Source organism: Glutamicibacter sp. NPDC087583 (genome assembly GCF_044743685.1).
In the GTDB taxonomy this organism is placed as follows: Bacteria; Actinomycetota; Actinomycetes; order Actinomycetales; family Micrococcaceae; genus Glutamicibacter.
In genome coordinates, this window is sequence record NZ_JBIUWY010000003.1 from 218,169 (window position 1) to 239,407 (window position 21,239).

Genomic DNA, 21,239 nt, shown 5'->3' on the forward strand with positions numbered 1-21,239 from the left:
CAGAAATTCAACCGCAAGCTTCATGCTATGCACTTTCGGCTTCTAGCGTCGGTAGCATGGGACGGCTGTTTATGGCGATCGGGGATTCCTTTACCGAAGGCGTGGGGGACTGGGAACCCAGGCTGCCCAACGGGGTACGCGGATGGGCCGATCGCGTGGCCAAGCAGCTATCCAAAGCGGATCCCGAGTGGCAGTACGTGAACCTGGGAATCCGCAGCCGACGACTCCAGTCGATTATCGACGAGCAGATCCCCGTAGCCCTGGAACTCAGGCCGGAGGTGATCACCTTTTATGCCGGCGGCAACGACATCCTGGAATTCCGCAAGGACATGAAGGAATTCCTTGCCCGATACTCGCAAGCTGTCGAAGCCCTGGTTTCCACGGGTGCCAAGGTCCTGCTGTTCACTGGGTTCGATATCCCCGTGCACCCGGTGCTCGCCCCGTTCAAGCGGCGCAACTGGCGCTTCAATGACCACGTGCGCCGGCTCGCTGAACGCTATCCGGACTCAGTAGTGCTCGTTGACTACTGGAATTGGGAGGCCTACCGGGATAAGCGCATGTGGGATATCGACAAGCTGCACATGAATCGTGCCGGCCATCGCTACATGGCCATCAGGATCCTGGAGATCCTCGGGTATCCGCACCAGCTGGTTTTCGATCCTTTTGGCGCCGCGGACCGGGTCGGATTCTGGCAGGCCACGCAGCGCGACGTGGAATGGCTGAGGCAGTGGGTGCTACCGATGTTCGGGCGGCGCATGCGCGGTATTACCCTTGGGGACCAGTTGCGTCCCCGCTGGCCGGAGCCGATGCATCCGGCCAAGGGGATGAAGAAGCAGTTCCGCAAGCGCCGCAAAGCAGAAGAGCTGCGGCACCTGCGGAATTCCGAGGTCGGCTAGCAGCCTAGCTGCCTGGGTTTTCCATTGCTTCTGGACTCATCCACGCGATTTCCCAGACGTGGCCATCCGGGTCCTGGACGGCTGCCTGGTACATGCCCGGGAATGGCTCATCTGCCGGGCGGTAGACGCTGCCGCCACCGGCCTCGGCCCGCGCAACGAAGTCGTCGACGCCTTCACGGGTTTCTGCCGAGAGGGCATTGAGGGTTTCGCGCAGGCCGCTTCCGAGCGCCGGCTTATCGCCGTTGACCAGGAAGCTTGCGAAGAACTCTTGGCGCAGGACCATTACGAGAATGTTCTCGGCGATGATCCATGAGGTGGCATTTTCATCGGAGAACGTCGTGTTCTTGGTGAAGCCCATGGCCTCGTAGAACTTGTCGGCTCTGGCTAGATCGGCGGTCGGTAGGTTGACGAAAATCATCTGGCCCATGGGTTTCTCGCTTCTGCGTCGGGGGAATTCCTCAGTGCAAAAACAACTTTGCTGGACGCATGAACCGAGCGCAAGAGCTATGCGGGATTAACCTTGAAATGAAACAAGGCCCCGCTAGGGCACGCAGTTAAGCGCGGCCGTGCGGGGCCTTGAATCAAACCCTTGAATTCTTGAGGGCTTCGGGCATTCAAACGGGGACTAGATCAGTGCCTTGGTGATTTCCAGCGGGATGCGATCGCGGGTGTAGGTGATGTGGTCGTAGCCGTGCGGTGCCGGCTTGCCATCTTCGCCGATGTTCACGAAGACGATCTTCTCGATGGTCAGGATCGATTCCTGGGTGAAGATGTTGCGCACCTCTGCGCGCAGGGTGACCGAAGTCCGGCCGAAGTCGATAGCGGTCAGGCCCATCTCGATCAGGTCGCCTTCCTTTGCGGAGGCGATGAAGTTGATCTCGGACATGAACTTGGTGACAACGTGCTTGTTGCCCAGCTGGATGATCGAGTAGATCGCAGCTTCTTCGTCGATCCAGCGCAACAGGCTGCCGCCGAACAGCGTGCCGTTTGCGTTCAAGTCTTCTGGGCGAACCCACTTGCGCGTATGAAAAGTAATACCCTTAGCCATACACAAAATGCTAAGTCAGATCGGGTGCATTGCGCTGTAAGTTGCTCCACAATGTAGGGGAAAACACATGCGATTCATGCATTGAGCACCAAGTGGACACGTGATTGGAGCGGGCGCCGGGAGAACTGGCCCAATGCTTCCTGCCTGTTGATGGCTGTATCCAAGGTGCTAAGCGGCAATGCTGTTGATAAGGTCAAATCAAGCAGCATGAATCAACGGACCCAGGACTAAAAGGCAGGTGAAAATGACCTATCCTTCGGAAGGGAATAACGAAACTATTCCCACCGATTTCGACGACGTCGTTCAGCAAGTTTCTACCGGTGAGCTGGAACATGATCGCATCGATTCCCTGCTCAAGGAAGCCCATGAGCGATACGCGGATGCCGACGACGGGCTCCTTGCCCACTACATTCCGATCCTGGGCCAAGCGGACCCCAATCTCTTTGGCATCGCCATGTCCCACGTCGGCGGCTCTGTCCACATGGTTGGCGATTGCGATCACCTGTTCTCGATCCAGTCGATCTCCAAGATGTTCGTCTACGCGCTGGTGGTGCAGGAGCACGGGCGCGAGGTCGTTCGCGAACGCATCGGCGTGAACAATACGGGCATGTCTTTCAACTCTGTGATGGCCGTCGAATTGAACAACGGCTTGCCGATGAACCCCATGGTCAATGCCGGCGCCATCGCCACGACAGCAATGATGCCCGGCAAGACCGCTGCCAAGAAGTGGGAGAACGTCCGGGAAGGGCTCTCCGCCTTTGCCGGCCGGGCGCTGAGCCTGGATGACGAGGTCTACCACTCCGAATCGCTGGCCAACGAACGCAATAAGGCCCTGGGGCATTTGCTCAAGAGCTATGGGCGGCTGGAGAACGAACCTGCGGATGCCGTTGATGTGTACACCAAGCAGTGCTCGCTGAATATCAGCGCGCATGATCTTGCCGTCATGGGCGCGACGCTGGCCGATGGCGGAGTGAACCCGGTGACCGGAAAGCGCGTCGTCGATGCAGACGTATGCCGCGATACCCTGGCGACCGTGGCCTCCAACGGCTTGTACGAGCGTTCCGGCGAGTGGCTGTTCGAGATCGGCATCCCGGCGAAGTCCGGGGTGTCTGGCGGCATTGTCGCGGTCGCTCCGGGCAAGGGCGCCATTGGCGCGTTCTCGCCACCCTTGGATATGGCCGGGAACTCGGTGCGGGCGCAGCTTGCCATCGGGCAGCTTTCGCGTGCCATGGGCCTGAACCTCTTCGCTTCGGCTCCGGACCGGGAAAGCTGATCCCGGGCGTTTCGCGCATTGTCCAAAAGGCGGATTGATTCGCCAACTAGCTAGACTTTCATGGACAGGTGGATGGCCTGTGCCGTCCATCTTTCGCCATCCGGCGCCGGATCTTTTCGAGAGTTGGAATCCTCGTGCAAAGATACTGGTCAGGTGCGGGTTGTCCGAAATTGTCAATGCTCTGAGAAGACGCTTCCACGGCGGTTGGGTTGTTCCCTTTCGTGGTGCAGGCCGGCGGCAGCGACATGTGACGTCCGGGGGTTGTAAAACCTACTAAACAAGCTTTACTTAAAGTGTGTGTCACTGGGGGCACCTGAAACTTTGAGGATGCGTAATTCATGAAGAAAGTAACCAAGGCAACCATTGCTGCTGTTGCAGCCGGAGCGCTGTTGCTCGGCGGCGCTGGAACGATCGCGCGCTGGCAGGCGCAGCAGACTATTGACGCGGGCACCGTGGAAACCGGCCACCTGAACTTGACGACCAACGGGGAGGGCAGCTGGCAGGACATCAGCAATCCGGAAGCGCCCGAGCCGTTCGACCCGGCAACCCAGCAGCTCGTTCCCGGGGACGTTGTTGCGTTCAGCCAGACCGCCACCATCGATGCCGAAGGCAAGAACATTGCTGGATCGCTGAGCGTCGACCAGGCGGCTACGGCGCTGGGAGCGTTGGAAGGATACGTGACCGTCGCTCTGCAGGTCGATGCATCGGCGCCGGGGATTACGGAGGAAGCTGACGGCACACTGAGCTTTGCCGATCCGGGCACCTATTCAGTTCCATTCCTGATCACCGTCACCTTTGCCGAAGGAGCGGTGGGGGACACCCCGCCGTCGACCTACGACCAGCCGCTGGATCTTGAAGCGCTGACGCTGACCTTGGACCAAGTCCGCGCTTAGTCATGGAACGTGGATTGGCTGGTGCATGCCCAAACCCTTGAAGTTCGCCATGGTCGCGGTTGTGCTCTTGCTGCTGGGTATCAGCGCGCAAGGCACGGCCGCAACTTGGCGCGCCGAAAGCACGGTGGATCCGCCAGCCTTGAAAACCGGTTCGCTGGCATTACTGGCCGGTGGCGAAACCGAGCACCAGTTCGCCAATCTGTCCAGCAGCGAGCTGATCCCCGGGGCGTTTACGCAAGCACCACTGGTGATCACCAATGCTGGCACTGTGGACTTGACCTATCAGCTGGATGGGGCGGTCAATGCGACCGCTTCGCCGACTGCCGCTGATCGTGCCCTGTCCAGCGCTTTGCAACTGAGCATCTATTCCGGCATGGACCAAGCGGCCTGCGAAGCCGACCAGCCGTTGGCCGGGGAACGGCTGTATGCCGGGCCGCTGGGATCCACCGCCTCCTTCGCAGCTGCCAGGGTGCTGCGCGCCGCGCCGGCGATGGCGAATGAGGCCTTGTGCATTCGTGTTTCGGTTCCCTCTGGAGCACCTCAAACGGCTTCCGGCGGGAAAGTAGCGCTCAAGCTGGGGTTCGCGGGGCAGCAACGATGACAATTGGGAATCGCGTCCGGCGCAGGGAACAGCAGGAACGCACAGGGATCCGGTGGTGGTGCGGTCAGGTGCTTTCCTGGCTCGTGCTGTTCATCGTCCTTGCCCTGATTGCCGTCATGATCGTGGTTCCGAAATTGGGCGGGGCGACGGCGTATACCGTGCTCACCGGATCCATGCGGCCGCATTTGCCGCCCGGTACTTTGGTGGTGGTGAAGCCGATTGACCCGCAGCACCTTCGCATTGGCGAGGTTGCCACCTACCAGCTGGAATCAGGTGAGCCTGAAGTCGTTACGCACCGTGTTTCCGCTATCGGCGCGAGCCTGGGCGGGGAAGAACAATTCATTTTCCGCGGGGATGCAAACAACACCGATGACGCTCCGGTGCAACCCGAACAGATCCGGGGCGAGCTCTGGTATTCCGTCCCGCTCCTGGGATACGTGAACAGCGCTCTGTCACTCCAGCAGAGAACGTGGCTGACCTGGATCGCAACGAGCGGATTGATCGTGTATTCGCTGGTGATGTTCGGCGGGGCATGGCGTGAACGGCAGGGGAAAGGGCATCGATGAAGCTCCGTTTTCTTGCAGCCAGTGCGGCCATGACGGCCGTGATTCCCTGCGCGGCACTCGGTCTAGCACTGCCCGCATCAGCCGCGGAAACTGACCAGGGCCTAAGCTACAGCTTGGACGGCCGGGTCTATTCCGATGCCCCACCGCAGGTATTTGGAGGAGCCCCGGTCTTGGCGCCGGGCGTTGAATCCACAGGATCATTGTGGATTCGCAATGACCGGGAGTCGGATATCGAAGTCCGCATCCGGACGATCGAGCCCGCTGCGTCAACCAGGATCTATTTCGAAACAGCCGGAGCCACGGTAGTCCGGTTGGAACCGGACAAAGCCGCGGAATTCGGACTGAGGGTCGGACTGCCCTGGTCGGCGAAAAATGAGTCGGAGGACCAGCAGGTGCCTTCGTTGCAGGTGCGCATCGACGCCGTCGAATTAGCAGGCGGAGATGGGCAAGCTCCGGATTCTTCGCGGCCGCCTGACGAAGGGGATTCGCCCGACAGCGATGCGCCGAGGGAAGAGCTGCCCCAATCGGATCCTCCCGAGCGGCATGATGGGCTCGGAGATACCGGGTTCCGCGGTGCGGCGCTGCTTGCAGCGGCAGGCATCGCGGGTATCGGGGGATTATCGTTGCTTGCTGCGCAACGCAGGAAACAAAAGGAACTTGAAACGGACGGAGTGGAAGAATGAGCGACCGTTCAATGCGCATCAAGGCAATTCTGTCCTTGGGCATCCTCGTAGGATTCGGCACCGTCTCGACGCTGGCCTCATGGACCGGACAAGCGACGGCTACCTCGAACGTCAGCACGGCCACCGTTGCCCTGGGAGTTGGAGCTACTGCGACCAGCGCAACCTCGGCCAGCTACCAGATGCCCATCAGCGGCAATAACCTGTTTCCGGGCTCGACATCGGCATCCGTCGTGACAGTGAAGAACACCGGTTCCATCTCGGCGCCCTATGTTTTCGGCGGAAGAATCACCGAATCGGGCAACGCTGCGCTGGGGGCGGCACTCAATATCGTTGTAAAAACAGGCGCCACGGTCAGCGGCACCGGCTCCAGCGTTACTTGCTCGGGCGGAACCACGCTGCTGTCGAAGAACGCTGGATCCCAGTTCGGCAGTGCCTCGGCCGCCAGGCCCTTGGCCGCCGGCAGCAGCGAAACCCTGTGCGTGCAGTACTCGCTGCCAGTAACCGCGGCCAATACCCTGCAGGGCGCCACGACGGCAATCACCCTGGACTTCACTTCGACGGTGGGTTCATGAGATGAAGTCGAATCGAACTGGACCCCGCACAGGATCTTCTCTGACGCTGTTCCAGCGCCTCGTGCTGAACGCCTGCGCCGCGGCCGGGACCCTGTGCCTGGTCATGGCGGTGCTGGCGTTGGCTTTCGGGATCAAGCCCCTGGTTTTCGCCTCGGGATCAATGGGACCGGGCATCCCCACCGGTTCCCTGGGGCTGGCTGTTCCGACCTCGGTAGAGGACGTCGCCACGGGCGAGGTGGTTTCGGTGGTGATCAGTGACGAAGTGCGGGTGACGCACCGGGTTGTCGAAAAGACGGACGCGGGGCTGATCCTCAAGGGTGATGCCAATCCCGTCGCGGACCTGCAACCGTATGCGGTGGACAGCGTCGACAAGCTGCTGGCCAGTGTACCGGTCCTGGGCTACGTCGTATCGTGGCTGTCCCAGCCATGGGCCTATTTTCTCGGCGGACTGCTGTGCGCCTACCTGCTCTATGTCGCGTTCATCAAGAGGGATGGTGGAAGCGGCCGACTTTCATCAGGACAGGGCATGAATGAGGCCGAAATGGACCCAGGCCCTTTTGCCGGTCGCGAGCATCAAGCCACTGAATTTCGGGTATCCGGAGCTGGGCGGGAATCCATGTCGCAACGATCTCGGCGACGGACCCTGATTCAGATGGCTGGCATGTTTTCAATACTCACGTTGTGCATTTTGCCGATCCAAATCGAACAAACCCAGGCAGCTTTCTCCAGCCAAGCGGCGGCTTCCGCCACGGCTACTGCGCTCACAGCTCTGCCTCCAGCCAACGCTCAATGCACAGACAACGTCGGGGACCAGCAAACCATCCGATTCGATTGGTCAGTTTCCGGACCAGAACCAACGTCCTATACCATCACCGGACAACTCAATGGCAGCTCGACGGTAAAGACAGAGTCGCTTGCTGGCAACACACGAAGCTACACGACATCCCTGTCTTCGAGCCAGGGTCTACTGGGCGCCCTGCTGGATTTGCTCGTAGGCTTCGACAGAAAATTCACGGTGGCTATCAGGGCGAATTACGGATCATGGAGTTCAGCCCCCGTGAGCTTTACTCAAATTCATGGCAGCGCCGGACTTCTGGGCATCAACAAGCGTCTAACCTGCCAACCGCACTAGTCTGGCAGCGAATATAGACCATTGATAATCAGATCAAGGCCCACCGCAAAGGTCTTTGACGCCCGGTCCTCGTCGCCCAGGGCAGTGGGCAGTGACTCGCTGAAAGCGCGTGTCGACTCTCCGTCGATTTCCCATACATTCTCGGGTGCCGCAGCGTCCAAGGCGGACCCGAGCACAAAGGAGTCGACGATCGTGATGGCCTGCAGCCGCCGCTTCGGTTCGAACCCGGCCATAGCGAAGGCCTCGGCCAGTGCATCGTAGACGCGCAGCGTGGTGCTGTCGCGGACTGTGTGGCTGGTGAGCAGCGGGATCAACCGTGGGTGCCTTGAATACGACTCCCAGTAGGACGTGGCAATTTGCCGTACGATCTCCTGCCAGTCGCTGGAAGCGTTATCGGGCAGGCTGATCGCCGACATGGCCCGGCCTCTCATCAGCTCGATGATCTCATCCTTGCCGGCCACGTGGTTGTACAGGGACGAAGCGGAGACCGAGAGGGCCTTGGCCAATTGCGGAAGCGTGAACTCGCCATGGGCGTCGACGAGCTTGAGTGCGGCATCGGCGATTGCGGCGGTGCTGAGCTTCGGCTTGGAAGGCCTGGCCATGAATTCTCCCGTTGTTGAAGGTTCTGGGTAGAGCTTACACAAATAAACGAAAGTCATTCGTTAAATCTCTTGCGCCGAGGCCTTTGCAGCACCTAATCTGTAAACGAATACCATTCGTTTAATATCCGAAGGGGAGCCCAATGCAAGAGATCCTGGCCCTTGAACCACCCGTTTCCCCGGCGCGTGCCGAAGCCAAGTTGCGCGGCGAGATCACCATTGCGCTGGTGCAGCACCGCTGGCGCGAAGACCCGCGGGAACTGCGCGGCGAACTGGAGGACGGCATTGCCCGCGCGGCCAAGCATGGCGCGCGCATCGTCTTCCTCCCGGAACTGACCCTGGGCAAATATCCGGCCTTCGAGATCCCGGACGCCGACGCCGCGGACGAGACCGCCGAGGATCTGGAGAACGGGCCGACCGTGGCCTTCGCCCGCGAGATGGCCGCGAAGTACAACCTGCACGTGCACATCTCGCTGTTCCGCAAGGCTCCGGCCGCCGACGGGTTGGGACTGAACACCGCAGTGGTTCTTTCCCCGCAGGGCCGGATCGTCGCGCTGACCAACAAGCTGCATATTCCGCGGACCGCAGGCTACTACGAGGACAAGTACTTCCGCGAAGGGCCCAATGACGACCCCTATCCGGTACACCGCATCGCGGCGCTCGGGGACCTGGCCATGGGCCTGCCCACCTGCTGGGACGAATGGTTCAGCGAGCCGCCGCGCATCTATTCGCTGGCCGGAGCGGACCTGCTGGCCTATCCCACCGCAATCGGTTCCGAGCCGGACCACCCGGACTTCGACACCGAGCCGCTGTGGCGCCAGACCATCATCGGCAACGGCATTGCCAACGGGCTGTTCATGGTTGTCCCTAACCGCTGGGGCGACGAGGGGGCGCTGGACTTCTACGGATCGTCATTCATCTCGGACCCCTACGGCCGCATCCTGGCCCGCGCCCCGCGCGATGCCTCAGCGGTGCTCGTGGCCACCTTGGACCTGGACGCCCGCCGCGACTGGCTGGAGCTCTTCCCGTTCCTGCGCACCCGCCGGCCCGATACCTACTCGGTGCTGGCTGCGCCGCGCGAAGACGCGCAGCTGGGAGAACGGATGCAGTCCCATGCCTGAGTTGCGCATGCCGGCAGAAACCGAAGCCCATGAGCGCATCTTCATGGCATTTCCCTCCGGCGGCTACACGCTGGGAGAAACCGAAGCGCAGGCCGAAGCGGCCCGCGCCGCCTGGAGCGCCGTGGCCCGGGCGGTCAGCGCTTTCACCCCGGTCACGATGGTGGTGGACCCGGCCAGCGAAGCCGCAGCCCGGCGCCATCTGGGCGATGCGGTCAGCTACTGCCTGCACCCGCTGGACGATGCCTGGATGCGCGATTCCGGCCCGAGCTTCGTGCGCACCGCACAAGGCCAGCTCAAGGCGGTGAACTGGAACTTCAACGGCTGGGGCGCGCAGAGCTGGGCATCCTGGGACAAGGACCGACTGGTGGCGGGCCATGTCGCGCGCCTTGCCGGGGCAGAGGAGATCCGGGCGTCGATCACCAATGAGGGCGGCGGGATCCACGTGGACGGCGAGGGAACGGTGCTGGCCACGCGCAGCGTCCAGCTGGATCCGGGGCGCAACCCGGGCCAGACCGAGAAGGACATCGAGGACGAGTTCGCCCGGCTGCTCGGAACCCGGAAGACCATTTGGCTCGATCGCGGGCTGAGCCGGGACAACGAGGAATTCGGCACGCGCGGCCACGTGGACATCGTCGCCTGCTTCGCCCGGCCCGGCGTGGTGCTCTACCACGACCAGCAGGATCCTCGGCACCCGGACTACGCGATTTCGCAGGCGGTGCGCGAACGGCTTGAGCAATCAACCGACGCGCAGGGACGGGTGCTGGAGCTCATTGCCGTGCCGGCACCGACGGTGCTGCGCGATGCCGAAGGCTGGGTGGACTATTCCTATATCAACCACCTGGTGACCAACGGCGGGGTCATCGCCTGCAGCTTCGATGATCCCAACGACCACCAGGCCGCGAGCATCCTAGCTGCGGCCTATCCCGGACGGGAAGTGGCCAGCGTGGATGCGCGCGAGCTGTTCGCCCGCGGCGGCGGCATCCACTGCATCACCCAGCAGCTGCCCGCCACGGAACGGGGATAGGCCCCTAGCCCAGGCCGACCGCACGGCGGCGTTCCAGGAAGACCGGTTTCCCCGCCGTGCGGGTCGCGGAGAACAGGGGTTCGGCCGCGCGCCGGCCCAGGGCCAGGTCGGCCAGGTATTCGCCGATGGCGGGCACGAATTTGAAGCCGTGGCCGCTGAATCCCGCGCCGACGGTGACCGGCCCCAGCGAATCGAGGATGAAGTGCTCGTCTGCGGTGTTGGCGTAGGTGCAGGACACCGTTTCGTAGCGCGATGGATCCGCTCCCGGAAGCCAGCGTGCCGCGTAGTCCTGCAGCCCGCGCAGCTGCTCGTCGCTGGCCTGGTGCGGCCGGCGCTCCGGATCGATGATCCGTCCGGAACCATGCCAGCCCACCTTGATGCCTTCCCCCGGGGTGCGCATGCCGTAGATGGGCCCGAAGACGCGTGATCCGATATCCCGTGCCGGATCCAGGGTGTGGTTGAACCCCGGCCAGTGCGCCGGCAGGTCCTTCTGCGCGAAATGCACCGGGTGCTCTTCGGTGACGTGGATGGCAGGAAGCTTGAACGCGTCGCCCAGCAGCTGCGCGGTCCAAGCCCCCGCGGTGACGATGGCATGGCGAGCCCGGATAGCCGACATGGTGCCCTGGTGCTGGACTTGCACCTCGACACGGTCATCGGCAAGCACCTGCAGAGCGGTCACCCGGTGCCCGTATTCCACGGCAGCTCCGTGCGCTACGGCCAGCTTCTGCAGCGAAGCCACCGCAAGATCGGCATTGATCTGGCCGCCGGCGGGGATATGCAGGACTTCGGTCTCGAACTTCATTCCCGCGAAACGCTCTTCTGCCGCAGCGATGCTCAGCAGCTCGCTGCCGAATCCTGCGTGGGCGAGGACCTGGTGCATTCCCCGTTGTTCGGCAACGATTCCGTGATTGACCAATCCGGTGCGCTCCAGCAGCCGGGTGCCGGCTTGTTCGGAAAGCGAATCCCACAAAGCGTCGGAACGCTGCAGCAGGCGAAGATACTCCGGTTCGGTGTAGGCAGGATTGAAGTTGCGGGTTGCTCCGTGCGAGGCGCCCTCCAGATGGCCCGGAGCAAAGCGTTCCAGCAGCAGGACCTCGTGCCCGCCAGAGGCTAGGGACCACGCGGCCGCCGAGCCCATCGCGCCGCCGCCGATAATCATGAAATCTACGTCATTGCTCACCTCTACAGCGTAAAACTCCAACTGAAGCGGGCTCCATTCAATTGACTCATTGGCCGTGGACTAACGTAATAGAGGATGGCGATCGGGAAAGCGGAGGCAACGTGGAGCAAAGCGTGCAACTAGCGGCGGTAATCGGCTTGGCAGCTGCAGTTTTCGTGGGCGCCTCCACGCAACGAATCTCCGGAATGGGGTTCGCGCTGGTCTCCTCGCCCTTCCTGGTCATGGTCTTGGGACCCCATGAGGGGGTCATGCTGGTCAACCTGCTCGGCGCCTGCAGCAGTTTGCTGATCTTTGCGCAGGTCTTCCGTCAGGTCGAGTACCGGAAGGTCGCCTTCATGCTCATACCGGCCATGCTCATGACCGTTCCCGGAGCTTGGCTGGCGAACTCGCTGGAGGGTCCATGGCTTTCCATCGGCATATCGTTCATGGTGATCCTGGCACTGGTTTCGAGTTTCATGATTCGAAATCTCGCGCTGGCCCAAAGCAAGGGATTGGCCATCGGCGCCGGGGCAGTTTCCGGATTCATGTCAGTGACCGCCGGTGTCTCCGGCCCGGCCATCGCGGGATACGCCGTGGCCAGCCGCTGGCCGCAGGCGCAATTCGCCATCTCCGTGCAGCTCTACTTCCTGGTGCTGTCGCTGACGTCCCTGGCCGCCAAGGGCGGCATGCCACAGCTGGATTGGCAGCAGTGGGGTGCTTGCCTTGGCGCGATGGTGCTGGGCATCTTGCTGGGCAATTACTTGGCTCCGAGGATCCCGCAAAAATTCAGTCGCGCATTCGTGATACTGATTGCCTTCGGCGGTGCCGTGAGCCTGATGGCCAGCGGCTTGGTCGACTTGGCCTCCAACTAGCGCAGTGCGCTGCTGCGCAGTGCGCGGCGGCGCCGCGGGCGGTACACGTTTTTCAATGAAAATGAGAGAATGTACTCCGTGCATTCCCAATATCCCGATGTAACTCTCAGCAAACGAGTCAGCGAGCTAGACATTGAGCGCCGTGCCCTGTGGGCCGGCCTGTTCTGTTCCCTATTCGGGTTGGTTGTGGGGCTCATTATCTTCGCCGGCGAGCGTCCGCCGCTCTTTGGCGATCTGTCCGTGGGCATCGTCTCCGCCGTTTGCGGTGCTGTCTCGGCCGGAACCAGCAGCGCCTATGCTTTCCGTTCGATGCTGAGAGCACGGGAACCGTGGCTGAAGAAGATTCCCAAATGGCGCCAGATCGTCACGGCCCTGGGTCTCGTATTGGTGCACGTAGCCAGTTCGGTCATGATCCTGCTGGTGGTCTTCCATTTGTTCCAGCAAGCCTTCTACGGGCTGCATCTGGATGTGCTTGCAGGCGCGCTGGCAGTCAGCGTCGCCACGGGCATCTCCGCCTACCTGTCCCTGGAAGCAACCGCGCGCATCAACGCGGAATCACTTTCCGTGGTGCTGGGCATCTTCATGAGCGCCGGGGTGCTGATCAGCATGCTGCTGGCCGAAGACCAGGGCTGGTGGCAGAGCATGTTCTCTTCGCTGGGAACCACGCAGGCCGGCATGGGCTCGTTCTGGACCTTCAACCTCACGCTGGTGATTTCCGGCTTGGTGCTGGCGGCCTTCACCGAATTCCTGACCCGCGACCTGGTCCGCCTGGCCCAGTCCTACCGTTGCCGCCCGGCGCTGGAAAGGTACAGGATTGCACGAATGGTGCGTCCCCGGCCGCGGCTCGTGCGCTGGTGCCTGCTGATTGTCTCGGTCGGCATTATCGGCATTGGCCTGGTCCCCTTCGATCTGTCGATGGAAGTGCATTCGGCATTCGTGCAACTGGTCTCGGCGGCCATGATCTTCTTGCTGCTGGGCACCATCGTGCTGCTGCCTGGCTACCCTGCGGTATTCCATATGCTCTCCTACGCAGCCATTGGCGCGATCTGGGCGGCCTTCCAGCTGTGGACCGAATGGTCGTACTACAACCTGACCGGTTTCGAGCTTTCGGTCGTGGCCATCATGTTCAGCTGGATCTCGGTATTCATCCGCACGACGTCGGCGATGACCCAGGACCGTTCCGAACCCCGCACCACCCATTCGCCTTCCGAAGTAGCCAAGGCGAAGAAGTCCGCGGCCTAGGGCGGCCGAGCCTGAATATCCGTCGGAAGGCTGAAGAATTTCGCCTCTGCGGGCCGGTAGCCTGAAAATATGTTGATTGCAGAAAAGCTCTACTTGCTAATGGCCGATGACTCCGAAAAGCCGGAGACAGTTGTATCAGCTACGGGATACGGCATGAATGCTGCCATCATCACCGACTTGATGATCGCTGGGCGTGTGGCGCTGAGCGAGGATCAGCAGCGGCAGATCCAACTCATCGGTGCCGGCCCTTGCCCGGATCCAGTTCTCGCCGCGCCATTGGAAAAGCTGGAAAAGAGAGGCAATCTGAGCCTCGACGAAGCGGTGAAGATCAATTCCTTGTGCGATGCCCGCTCGCTGACCGATTCCTTGGCCAAGGGCGGGATCATCGAATACGGTGAACGCACACTGCTGGGCTTGGGCAAACAGCGGGTCCGCATCATCAACCAACAGATCCAGCGCCAGATCCGGACCGATTTGCAGGGCGCCCTGCACGGGCAGAAGATCCCGGGAACCAGCGACACCACCGTGCTCGCGATCTTGCAGGCGATAGGCCTGGTGAACGATGTGCTGGAAGAAGAGCTCGCACCCATGACGGGAAGCCAAGCGCAGTCCCGGATTGCGGAACTCGCACAGGATTCACCAGCAGCCGACTCCGCGCAACGGGCAGTAGCAGCGATGAACGCCGCCATCGTTACCCAGCGCGTCATTCCGCCCGCGCCTGGCAAAAAATAGCTGGACGGCGCTCGAAAGGAAAGACTACTGCGCGATGATTCAGCGCAGGGTGCTCAATCCCGCATCCATGACCACCTGGATAGTGGAACGGTAATGGCTATTGAGCAGTTCACCGAGCAGGGCTGCATTACGATCCAAGGCGGCATCCAGGATTTCCTGGTGCTCCTTTTCAACGTTGCGCTTGCCTGCGGCCTTCGACGGGGCAGCCCAGCGGCGGTACAGCTCGGTGAAGTTCGAAAGGTCGGCAGAGAGCTTGAGCATCGGCTGGCAATCGCACGGTACCAGCAATGCATGGTGGAATTCGCGGTGCGCCTCGGACCATGCGGGGTTGACGGTGCCAGGTTCCTCCGGCAAACGCCGCGGAGTGCGCGAAAGCTTGTGGTGGGCTGCGATCAAGTTCGATTCCCACGCGACATCTCCGCGCTCCACCGCCAAGCAGGCGGCCAGTGCCTCGGTGGAACACCGCAGTTCGGTGATATCCGCCAGTTCGCGCAGGTTCAGATCCGGCACGAAGAAACCGCGGTTTGGGCGGATGACCACCAGGTTTTCCCCCGCTAGCCGTGTCAGCGATTCGCGGATCACGGTGGTGCTGGTCTCGAACTGTTCTGCCAAAGTGGTCGGCTGAAGGCGGTCACCGGGGGACCAGAAGCCATCAAGGATGGTTCGGCGGATACCCTCCAGGGAATGAACTGATGCCTTTGCCAAGCTGACCTCTTCATGCGTGATCGATTGAATCTGATGTTAATAACAATAATCATATTCTTCGCAGGGGATAGATAATCCACGCGCACGGCGGAACAGAATACCCGGGCTATTGCTGGTAATTCGCCAAAGCTGTTTACCTTCCCCCGCATCGGTCCTAGGCTCGGGTCATGTCAGTGAAGATCCGCACGATTCAAACCGCAGTTCCCGCGACGACCCTGGCCCAGGAAGAGATCCGCGATGTCTTTGCCAGCCAGCCGAACCTGAGCCGGCTGGGTGAACGGCTCATCGCCACCTCGTTCAACTCCGCCGCGATCAGCACCAGGTACAGCTGTGTCGATGAATTCGACCTCTCCCTGCCCGAACCCGAAACTCCGCTGTTCTACGACCGGGTTGAAGGCCGGCTGCTCTCCCCGAGCACCGCCGAACGCAACGGCATCTATGCGAAACAGGCCAGCGCGCTGTTCACGAACGCCGCGAAAAAGGCTCTCGACGCCTGCCCGGACCTTGCCCCGGAAGATATCACCCACGTCATTACCGTCTCCTGCACCGGGTTCTACAACCCGGGTCCGGACTACCAGATCGTACGGGCACTGGGGCTGGCGCCGAGCACGGTGCGCCACCACCTTGGTTTCATGGGATGCTACGCGGCGTTCCCAGCCCTGCGCGCGGCCCGCGACTTCTGCCTGGCCGATCCGCAAGCCACCGTGCTGGTGGTCTGCGCCGAGCTGTGCACCTTGCATGTGCACAGCTCCAATGACCCGGACACCATCATGGGCTCGGCCATCTTCGCCGACGGGGCCGCTGCGGTGATCGTCTCGGCGCAGGGCAGCGGGCTGCTGGAAATGGACGGCTTCGAAACCGTGCTAACCCCGGTGGGCGAGGAGGCCATGGCCTGGAATATCGGCGACCACGGATTCGAGATGGTGCTGGGCACCTACGTTCCGCACATCATCGACGAGCACATCGCCGGGGCGCTGCAGCCGCTCTTGGCCAAGGATGCCGACCCGGAACTCTCCGTGGACCGGATTAGGCACTGGGGTCTGCATCCCGGGGGCCGGGCCATCCTGGACCGGGTGCAAAACCGGCTGGGCCTGGATGACCAGCAGCTGGTGCCAGCCCGCGCGATCCTGGATCGCTACGGGAACATGTCCAGCGCCACGGTGCTATTCGTGCTCAAGGAAATCCTGGAAGCGGCCGCTACGGACGAGGGCGAAAGGGTCTGCTCCATGGCATTCGGTCCGGGGCTGACGGTGGAATCCGGGCTGTTCACCATATGCCGGCAAGGATAATGCTCCGGCTGGCCCGGGCAGCGGAAGCCATCGAGGAAATGGACCGCCCGGATTGCGACCCGGCGCTGCTGCGCCGCACCTACGCCCAGTTCCCTCTGGTCAACCGGGTAGTAGCCGGCTGGCGGGGCAATTACGTGCAGTACATCCGCCCGTTGCTGGCGCGCCGGGTCCGGGCCAGGATTCTGGACGTAGGTAGCGGGGGAGGAGACATTGCGGCGAATCTGGCGCGCTGGGCGCTCGCCGACGGGTTCGAGGTGGCAGTGTGCGGTATCGACCCGGATCCCCGGGCCATCTCCTACGCCCGGCAAGCGCTGCAACGCTGCACGTTGCCGCGCGGGGTACTCGAATTCCGGGAAACAACCAGCACCCGGCTAGCGGCCGACGGCGAGCAGTTCGACTTGGTGCTCTCCAATCACCTGCTGCACCACCTGGGTACGGACCAGCTGCGCCAGTTGCAGGACGAGACCGAGCAATTGTGCACCGGGATCGGGTTGCACAGCGATATCCGGCGTTCCCCGGTGGCGCTGGGCCTGTTCGGGCTGGCGACCCTGCCGCTGGCAGGCAGTTCGCTGATCCGGCGCGATGGCCTGACCTCCATTCGGCGCAGCTTCGTGCCGGGGGAACTGGGGCCATTGCTCCGCTCTGGTTGGGAGGTGCGCACGCAGCGGCCCTACCGCAACCTGCTGCTCTGGGAAGCTGGCGGCCATGGATGACGCCGCGATCATCGGCGCCGGGCCGGTGGGCCTGGCCCTGGCCATAGAGCTCGCCCAAAGTGGGCATGCCGTTCGGGTTTTCGAGCAGCGCAGCGAACCGGTAGCCCACTCGCGCGCTATCGGCCTGCATCCTCCAGCGCAAGAGGTTCTGGCGCGGCTCGGCGTGGGACCGGCGGTGCAGCGCAGCGGTGTGCAAATCCGCGGCGGACTGGGGATCTCGCGCGGGCGGAGCATCGCTTCGATGGATTTCTCCACTATTGGCGGCCGATACCCCTATGTGCTGTCCTTGCCGCAGCAGGACACCGAGCAATTGCTGCGCGAGCGCTTGGAACAGCTGGCACCGGGGTCATTGATGATGGACTGCGCTTTCGAGCAGGTACTCGGGCAATCGGAGCAAGCCGTGGAATTTGCCGCTGGCGGCGTGGTGCACCGGGCCCGGTGGCTGGCCGGAGCTGACGGGGTCCGCTCCGCGGTCCGCACGGATCTCGGGGTGGGCTTTGCCGGAAGAGAACATCGCGACCGCTACCTGATGGGGGACTTCCCGGAGACCACTGGGCTGGCGCACACTGCCGCGCTTTTCCTGCATCAGCAGGGGATTGTCGAGTCCTTCCCGCTGCCCGGTGCGCGGCGGCGCTGGGTGGTGCGCATCGAGCAAATGCAGGTCGATGATTCGCCGGGCATGCTGGCCCAGACCATCTTGGATCGCACCGGATACCTTCTTGACGCCGAGGCCTGCACGATGACCAGCAACTTCGGCACTGCCACCCGGATGGTGCCCTCGATGGTCCATGGGCGCGTGGTGCTGCTGGGCGATGCGGCCCACCAGATCAGCCCGATCGGCGGGCAGGGGCTGAGCTTGGGGCTGGCTGATGCGCAGGCGGTGGCGCACCTCATCGCTGCCAGGGCGCCCATGGGAGCACTGGATAATCGCCGGCTCGGGGCAGCGCGCAGTGCGGCCCGTCGTGCGCAGGTGAACATGCTGTTGGGTCGTGCCCTGCCGCGCTGGGCTGTCCCGCTGCGGGATTCGGCGATGTCCCGGCTGGCCTCCAGTGCCTGGTTGCAGGGGAAGGTGGCGCGAGACTTCACGATGACCGGTCGCGGGCAGCGTTCGGTTCCCGTTGCGTGACGAAAGGGCAACGTTTCGATGACTGGTTGCGAACGGAGCATCTATCCGGATGGCGCCCAGATGCGGTGAGAGTGCATATGAGGGCCGGAGCGCAACAGCACGGCCAGACCCGCTGCCGGCCAGCGTGCATTGCGTCCGGATAACTCTTATGTCTATCTATTGAATTAACCGGAGTGGTGGTCGCACACTGGACGGCATCACTTGCGCGTGCATCGAGGCATACGAAGCGGAAAGGACCCATCATCATGAAGAAAAAGACTGGTGCAGTGCTGTGCGCCGCAGGCACCGCGATTTTGGCGCTGAACGCGCTTGTCCCCGCTTCGGCGGCACCCCCGGAAAAGACCGACACCACCTGGCTCATGGGCGAGGTAGCCCATGTCGGAACCCTCGACGGTTTTGCCGGCAACTCGCACCTGATCAGCTTCTTCGCACGCACAACCGGCTCAGGGGATGCGACAGTGGTGAACTTCGACTGCCCAGCAGGAGAAATGCCGTCATGGGATCCGGACAGCGGTTGCGAGACGCTGGGCGCTGTGGGAATGTACGGCGATGCGCTGGAAGTGCACATCGAGAAGCAGCGCGCCAACGGCTCGGTCAGCGGAGAAGTCAGGGTTTACCTGGGTGAAACCGACCATGGCGAGCCCCTCTGGGGCGAAACCTTCCAGCTGGAGGCGGTCATGGCCGGCACCGGTGATGCGGTGGTCACCCGCGAGCACCAGGATGGATTCCGGCACTGGAGCAAAGACCGACCGGCCTCTGCCACCAGCGGGCATCTGGGGGACATGGACCTTGCCGGTGCCGTGGGCAACCTCGGCCACCTGAAGGAATCCTTCAAGTACTGAACACCCGAATGCAGCTGTGCCGCGCCGCCGGTAGATTGGCGGTGCGGCACTGTTTTTGCGTGCCCAAACTCACCGCCAAATACTCGCGGATACATGAAACAATAGGTAGCAATGACTTCCATCGATTCCACCCCACTTTCCGCCGAAGAACGCAAGGCACTGCGCAATGAGCAGGCCGCGGCCCAGCGCGCCCAGCAGATGCGCATCTCCAAGTCCCGAGCCGAAGCCGAAGGCCGCGCCCAGGTCGTTCCAACCGCCGAAGGCTGGAAGCAGGAGATGGGTGCCGATGGTCGTCCAGAGCTGCAGTTCGCCACCAAGCGCCGTGTCTCCCAGCCGCCAACGCACCTGGCTGACCTGTCCCTGGCCGAGCGCCAGGCCAAGCTGAAGGAACTGGGACTGCCGGCCTTCCGCGCCAAGCAGCTCTCCGTGCACTACTTCCAGCACTACACCACCGACCCGGAGAAGATGAGCGATCTTCCCAAGGAGCGCCGTGCGGAACTGGCCGAGGCCATGTTCCCGAAGCTGCTCACCGAGGTCAAGCGCCTGGAAACCGATGATGGCAAGACCATCAAGTTCCTCTGGCGCCTGTTCGACGGCTCGCTGGTCGAGTCCGTGCTGATGCGCTATCCGGGCCGCATCACCCTGTGCATTTCCTCGCAGTGCGGCTGTGGCATGAACTGCCCGTTCTGCGCCACCGGCCAGGCGGGCTTGACCCGCAACATGTCCACCGCTGAAATCCTGGACCAGATCGTCCAGGCCAACCGCGTGATCGCCGAAGGCGGACTGGGCGGACGCCAGCACCCCGAGGAGCGCGTGGGCAACATCGTGTTCATGGGCATGGGCGAGCCGCTGGCCAACTACAAGCGCGTGATGAACGCCGTGCACCGCATGGTCGCCGATGCCCCCGAGGGCTTGGGCATGGCCGCCCGCGGCATCACCGTCTCCACCGTTGGCCTGGTTCCGGCGATCCGCAAGCTGACCGAGGAGAATGTCCAGGTCACCTTCGCGCTGTCGCTGCATGCGCCGGATGACGAGCTGCGCGACGAGCTGATCCCGGTCAACTCGCGCTGGAAGGTCGACGAGGCACTGGATGCCGCGTACGACTACTACGTGAAGACCGGTCGCCGTGTCTCCATCGAGTACGCGCTGATCAAGGACATGAACGACCACGAATGGCGTGCAGAAATGCTGGCCAAGAAGCTGAACGCGCGCGGCCGCGGCTGGGTGCACGTGAACCCGATTCCGCTGAACCCGGTGCCGGGCTCCATTTGGACCCGCAGCGAACCGGATATCACATCCAAGTTCGTTCGCCGCCTCGATGAGCTCGGCGTGCCAACCACGCTGCGTGATACCCGAGGCAAGGAAATCGACGGCGCCTGCGGCCAGCTCGCAGCCGACGGCGACAAGTAGCATTTACCGTGGAGACCAGCTTTCGCTGGTCTCCACGATGCGTTAACGAGCCCTCTTCGTGCAGGAGAGCTACGACTGCATGTATGGTTCTGATATGGCCGTTTCAGACCCGCTTTTCCTTGATAAGACCAATCCAGAGCTATGGAACTCGATTGGCAGATTTTCCAAAGATGTCGCCAAGTCCTACCGCGCAGCCGGAATCAGCGACCGCACCGCCGAGCTGGTCAACCTGCGCGTCTCGCAGATCAATGGATGTGCCTACTGCCTGGACCTGCATGCCCGCAATGCACTGGACGCAGGGGAGAGCCTCCAACGCATCAACCTGCTGAGCACATGGGATGAATGCGGCGGCCTGTTTAGCGAAGAAGAATGCGCAGCACTAGCCATCGCTGAAGCCGCTACCGACCTGCCCAAGCCAGAAGAGCGTATCGCCGCGGTGGCATCGGCCCGTCTGGTGCTCAGCGATGAGCAAGTGGCAGCCATCCAATGGATCGCTGTGGCCATGAACGCCTTCAACCGGATTTCGATCCTTTCCCGTCACCCGGTCAAGGAACGCGAACTGGAAAAGACGGGCAAATAGCCAACGGCCGCCGCTTCATACTTTTGAATTCGTTTCGCTGGTGCCCGCCACGTGATGACCAACGAATTCCTCCTCAGAGTGCCCGGCATAAAGTTTCTATCTTTGACTAGTGCTTTGGCACGATCTCCTGCGCCGACGTATCCTTTATCCGCTCAAGTAGG

General features: G+C 62.3%; 24 protein-coding genes. 19 read left to right on the forward strand and 5 right to left on the reverse strand.

Annotation, left to right across the window (positions count from 1 at the left end; genetic code table 11):
- Window positions 1–56: 56 nt before the first annotated feature.
- On the forward strand, window positions 57–896 hold the full coding sequence (locus ACIOU9_RS10175; RefSeq protein WP_400341351.1) for an SGNH/GDSL hydrolase family protein: 840 nt from the start codon (window positions 57–59) through the stop codon (window positions 894–896).
- A 4-nt stretch (window positions 897–900) separates the two neighbouring features.
- Here the strand turns inward: ACIOU9_RS10175 and ACIOU9_RS10180 are convergent, their stop codons facing one another.
- Together ACIOU9_RS10180 and ACIOU9_RS10185 are read right to left on the reverse strand one after the other, a co-directional pair.
- Window positions 901–1,323 (reverse strand): VOC family protein, encoded by a 423-nt coding sequence (locus ACIOU9_RS10180; protein WP_332489207.1) that lies wholly within the window; start codon window positions 1,321–1,323, stop codon window positions 901–903.
- Between the two features lie 198 nt (window positions 1,324–1,521).
- The gene (locus ACIOU9_RS10185) at window positions 1,522–1,944 is read right to left on the reverse strand and encodes an acyl-CoA thioesterase (RefSeq protein WP_105656140.1); all 423 of its coding nucleotides are present in this window, start codon (window positions 1,942–1,944) and stop codon (window positions 1,522–1,524) included.
- 244 nt (window positions 1,945–2,188) lie between these two features.
- Between ACIOU9_RS10185 and glsA the strand changes: the two genes are divergently transcribed.
- From glsA to ACIOU9_RS10220, 7 genes are all read left to right on the forward strand, one after another.
- The gene (gene glsA / locus ACIOU9_RS10190) at window positions 2,189–3,217 is read left to right on the forward strand and encodes a glutaminase A (RefSeq protein ID WP_105656141.1); all 1,029 of its coding nucleotides are present in this window, start codon (window positions 2,189–2,191) and stop codon (window positions 3,215–3,217) included.
- Window positions 3,218–3,555: 338 nt separating this feature from the next.
- On the forward strand, window positions 3,556–4,110 hold the full coding sequence (locus ACIOU9_RS10195; protein WP_332489206.1) for an alternate-type signal peptide domain-containing protein: 555 nt from the start codon (window positions 3,556–3,558) through the stop codon (window positions 4,108–4,110).
- A 25-nt stretch (window positions 4,111–4,135) separates the two neighbouring features.
- Entirely contained in the window at window positions 4,136–4,711 is a 576-nt protein-coding gene (locus ACIOU9_RS10200) for a hypothetical protein (protein WP_402696837.1), read from the forward strand.
- Between the two features lie 68 nt (window positions 4,712–4,779).
- Entirely contained in the window at window positions 4,780–5,277 is a 498-nt protein-coding gene (locus ACIOU9_RS10205; protein ID WP_402696838.1) for a signal peptidase I, read from the forward strand.
- Window positions 5,274–5,960 carry a hypothetical protein gene (locus tag ACIOU9_RS10210; RefSeq protein ID WP_332595419.1) on the forward strand — a complete coding sequence of 229 codons (687 nt, stop codon included), beginning with the start codon at window positions 5,274–5,276 and terminating at the stop codon, window positions 5,958–5,960. Before ACIOU9_RS10205 ends, ACIOU9_RS10210 begins: the two co-directional genes overlap by 4 nt.
- On the forward strand, window positions 5,957–6,532 hold the full coding sequence (locus tag ACIOU9_RS10215; protein WP_332489202.1) for a hypothetical protein: 576 nt from the start codon (window positions 5,957–5,959) through the stop codon (window positions 6,530–6,532). Before ACIOU9_RS10210 ends, ACIOU9_RS10215 begins: the two co-directional genes overlap by 4 nt.
- A 1-nt stretch (window position 6,533) precedes the next feature.
- Window positions 6,534–7,664, forward strand: a complete 1,131-nt coding sequence (locus ACIOU9_RS10220; RefSeq protein WP_402696839.1) for a signal peptidase I — start codon at window positions 6,534–6,536, stop codon at window positions 7,662–7,664.
- Here ACIOU9_RS10220 and ACIOU9_RS10225 read toward each other — a convergent pair.
- Entirely contained in the window at window positions 7,661–8,266 is a 606-nt protein-coding gene (locus ACIOU9_RS10225) for a TetR/AcrR family transcriptional regulator (RefSeq protein ID WP_402696841.1), read from the reverse strand. The genes ACIOU9_RS10220 and ACIOU9_RS10225 overlap by 4 nt on opposite strands.
- 140 nt (window positions 8,267–8,406) lie before the next feature.
- Between ACIOU9_RS10225 and ACIOU9_RS10230 the strand changes: the two genes are divergently transcribed.
- Together ACIOU9_RS10230 and ACIOU9_RS10235 are read left to right on the forward strand one after the other, a co-directional pair.
- Window positions 8,407–9,384 carry a nitrilase-related carbon-nitrogen hydrolase gene (locus ACIOU9_RS10230; RefSeq protein ID WP_402696842.1) on the forward strand — a complete coding sequence of 326 codons (978 nt, stop codon included), beginning with the start codon at window positions 8,407–8,409 and terminating at the stop codon, window positions 9,382–9,384.
- Window positions 9,377–10,408 carry an agmatine/peptidylarginine deiminase gene (locus tag ACIOU9_RS10235; RefSeq protein WP_402696843.1) on the forward strand — a complete coding sequence of 344 codons (1,032 nt, stop codon included), beginning with the start codon at window positions 9,377–9,379 and terminating at the stop codon, window positions 10,406–10,408. The genes ACIOU9_RS10230 and ACIOU9_RS10235 overlap by 8 nt, the downstream gene beginning before the upstream one ends.
- Before the next feature lie 4 nt (window positions 10,409–10,412).
- On the opposite strand, the gene ACIOU9_RS10240 is transcribed toward ACIOU9_RS10235, so the two are convergent.
- Window positions 10,413–11,588: an FAD-dependent oxidoreductase gene (locus ACIOU9_RS10240; RefSeq protein ID WP_133834142.1), complete on the reverse strand. Its 1,176-nt coding sequence runs from the start codon at window positions 11,586–11,588 to the stop codon at window positions 10,413–10,415.
- 113 nt (window positions 11,589–11,701) lie between these two features.
- Here ACIOU9_RS10240 and ACIOU9_RS10245 point away from each other — a divergent pair, with 113 nt between their 5' ends.
- The 3 genes from ACIOU9_RS10245 (at window position 11,702) to ACIOU9_RS10255 (ending at window position 14,413) form a co-directional block, all read left to right on the forward strand.
- Window positions 11,702–12,439, forward strand: a complete 738-nt coding sequence (locus tag ACIOU9_RS10245) for a sulfite exporter TauE/SafE family protein (protein WP_133834141.1) — start codon at window positions 11,702–11,704, stop codon at window positions 12,437–12,439.
- 78 nt (window positions 12,440–12,517) lie between these two features.
- Window positions 12,518–13,681, forward strand: coding sequence for a hypothetical protein (locus tag ACIOU9_RS10250; RefSeq protein WP_332489078.1), 1,164 nt, complete (start codon window positions 12,518–12,520; stop codon window positions 13,679–13,681).
- 69 nt (window positions 13,682–13,750) lie between these two features.
- Window positions 13,751–14,413 carry a GPP34 family phosphoprotein gene (locus ACIOU9_RS10255; RefSeq protein WP_133834139.1) on the forward strand — a complete coding sequence of 221 codons (663 nt, stop codon included), beginning with the start codon at window positions 13,751–13,753 and terminating at the stop codon, window positions 14,411–14,413.
- 39 nt (window positions 14,414–14,452) lie between these two features.
- Here ACIOU9_RS10255 and ACIOU9_RS10260 read toward each other — a convergent pair whose 3' ends face one another.
- Window positions 14,453–15,118, reverse strand: coding sequence for a GntR family transcriptional regulator (locus ACIOU9_RS10260; protein ID WP_402696846.1), 666 nt, complete (start codon window positions 15,116–15,118; stop codon window positions 14,453–14,455).
- A 167-nt stretch (window positions 15,119–15,285) separates the two neighbouring features.
- On the opposite strand from ACIOU9_RS10260, the gene ACIOU9_RS10265 reads away from it, so the two are divergent.
- The 6 genes from ACIOU9_RS10265 (at window position 15,286) to ACIOU9_RS10290 (ending at window position 21,078) form a co-directional block, all read left to right on the forward strand.
- The gene (locus tag ACIOU9_RS10265; RefSeq protein ID WP_332499257.1) at window positions 15,286–16,407 is read left to right on the forward strand and encodes a type III polyketide synthase; all 1,122 of its coding nucleotides are present in this window, start codon (window positions 15,286–15,288) and stop codon (window positions 16,405–16,407) included.
- Entirely contained in the window at window positions 16,407–17,120 is a 714-nt protein-coding gene (locus ACIOU9_RS10270; protein ID WP_133834137.1) for a methyltransferase domain-containing protein, read from the forward strand. The genes ACIOU9_RS10265 and ACIOU9_RS10270 overlap by 1 nt, the downstream gene beginning before the upstream one ends.
- Window positions 17,113–18,246 carry an NAD(P)/FAD-dependent oxidoreductase gene (locus ACIOU9_RS10275; RefSeq protein ID WP_133834136.1) on the forward strand — a complete coding sequence of 378 codons (1,134 nt, stop codon included), beginning with the start codon at window positions 17,113–17,115 and terminating at the stop codon, window positions 18,244–18,246. The genes ACIOU9_RS10270 and ACIOU9_RS10275 overlap by 8 nt, the downstream gene beginning before the upstream one ends.
- A gap of 245 nt (window positions 18,247–18,491) precedes the next feature.
- Window positions 18,492–19,088 (forward strand): hypothetical protein, encoded by a 597-nt coding sequence (locus tag ACIOU9_RS10280; protein WP_133834135.1) that lies wholly within the window; start codon window positions 18,492–18,494, stop codon window positions 19,086–19,088.
- 198 nt (window positions 19,089–19,286) lie between these two features.
- Window positions 19,287–20,498 (forward strand): 23S rRNA (adenine(2503)-C(2))-methyltransferase RlmN, encoded by a 1,212-nt coding sequence (gene rlmN / locus ACIOU9_RS10285; RefSeq protein ID WP_166650787.1) that lies wholly within the window; start codon window positions 19,287–19,289, stop codon window positions 20,496–20,498.
- Between the two features lie 94 nt (window positions 20,499–20,592).
- Window positions 20,593–21,078, forward strand: a complete 486-nt coding sequence (locus tag ACIOU9_RS10290) for a carboxymuconolactone decarboxylase family protein (RefSeq protein ID WP_286172208.1) — start codon at window positions 20,593–20,595, stop codon at window positions 21,076–21,078.
- Window positions 21,079–21,239 lie beyond the last annotated feature (161 nt).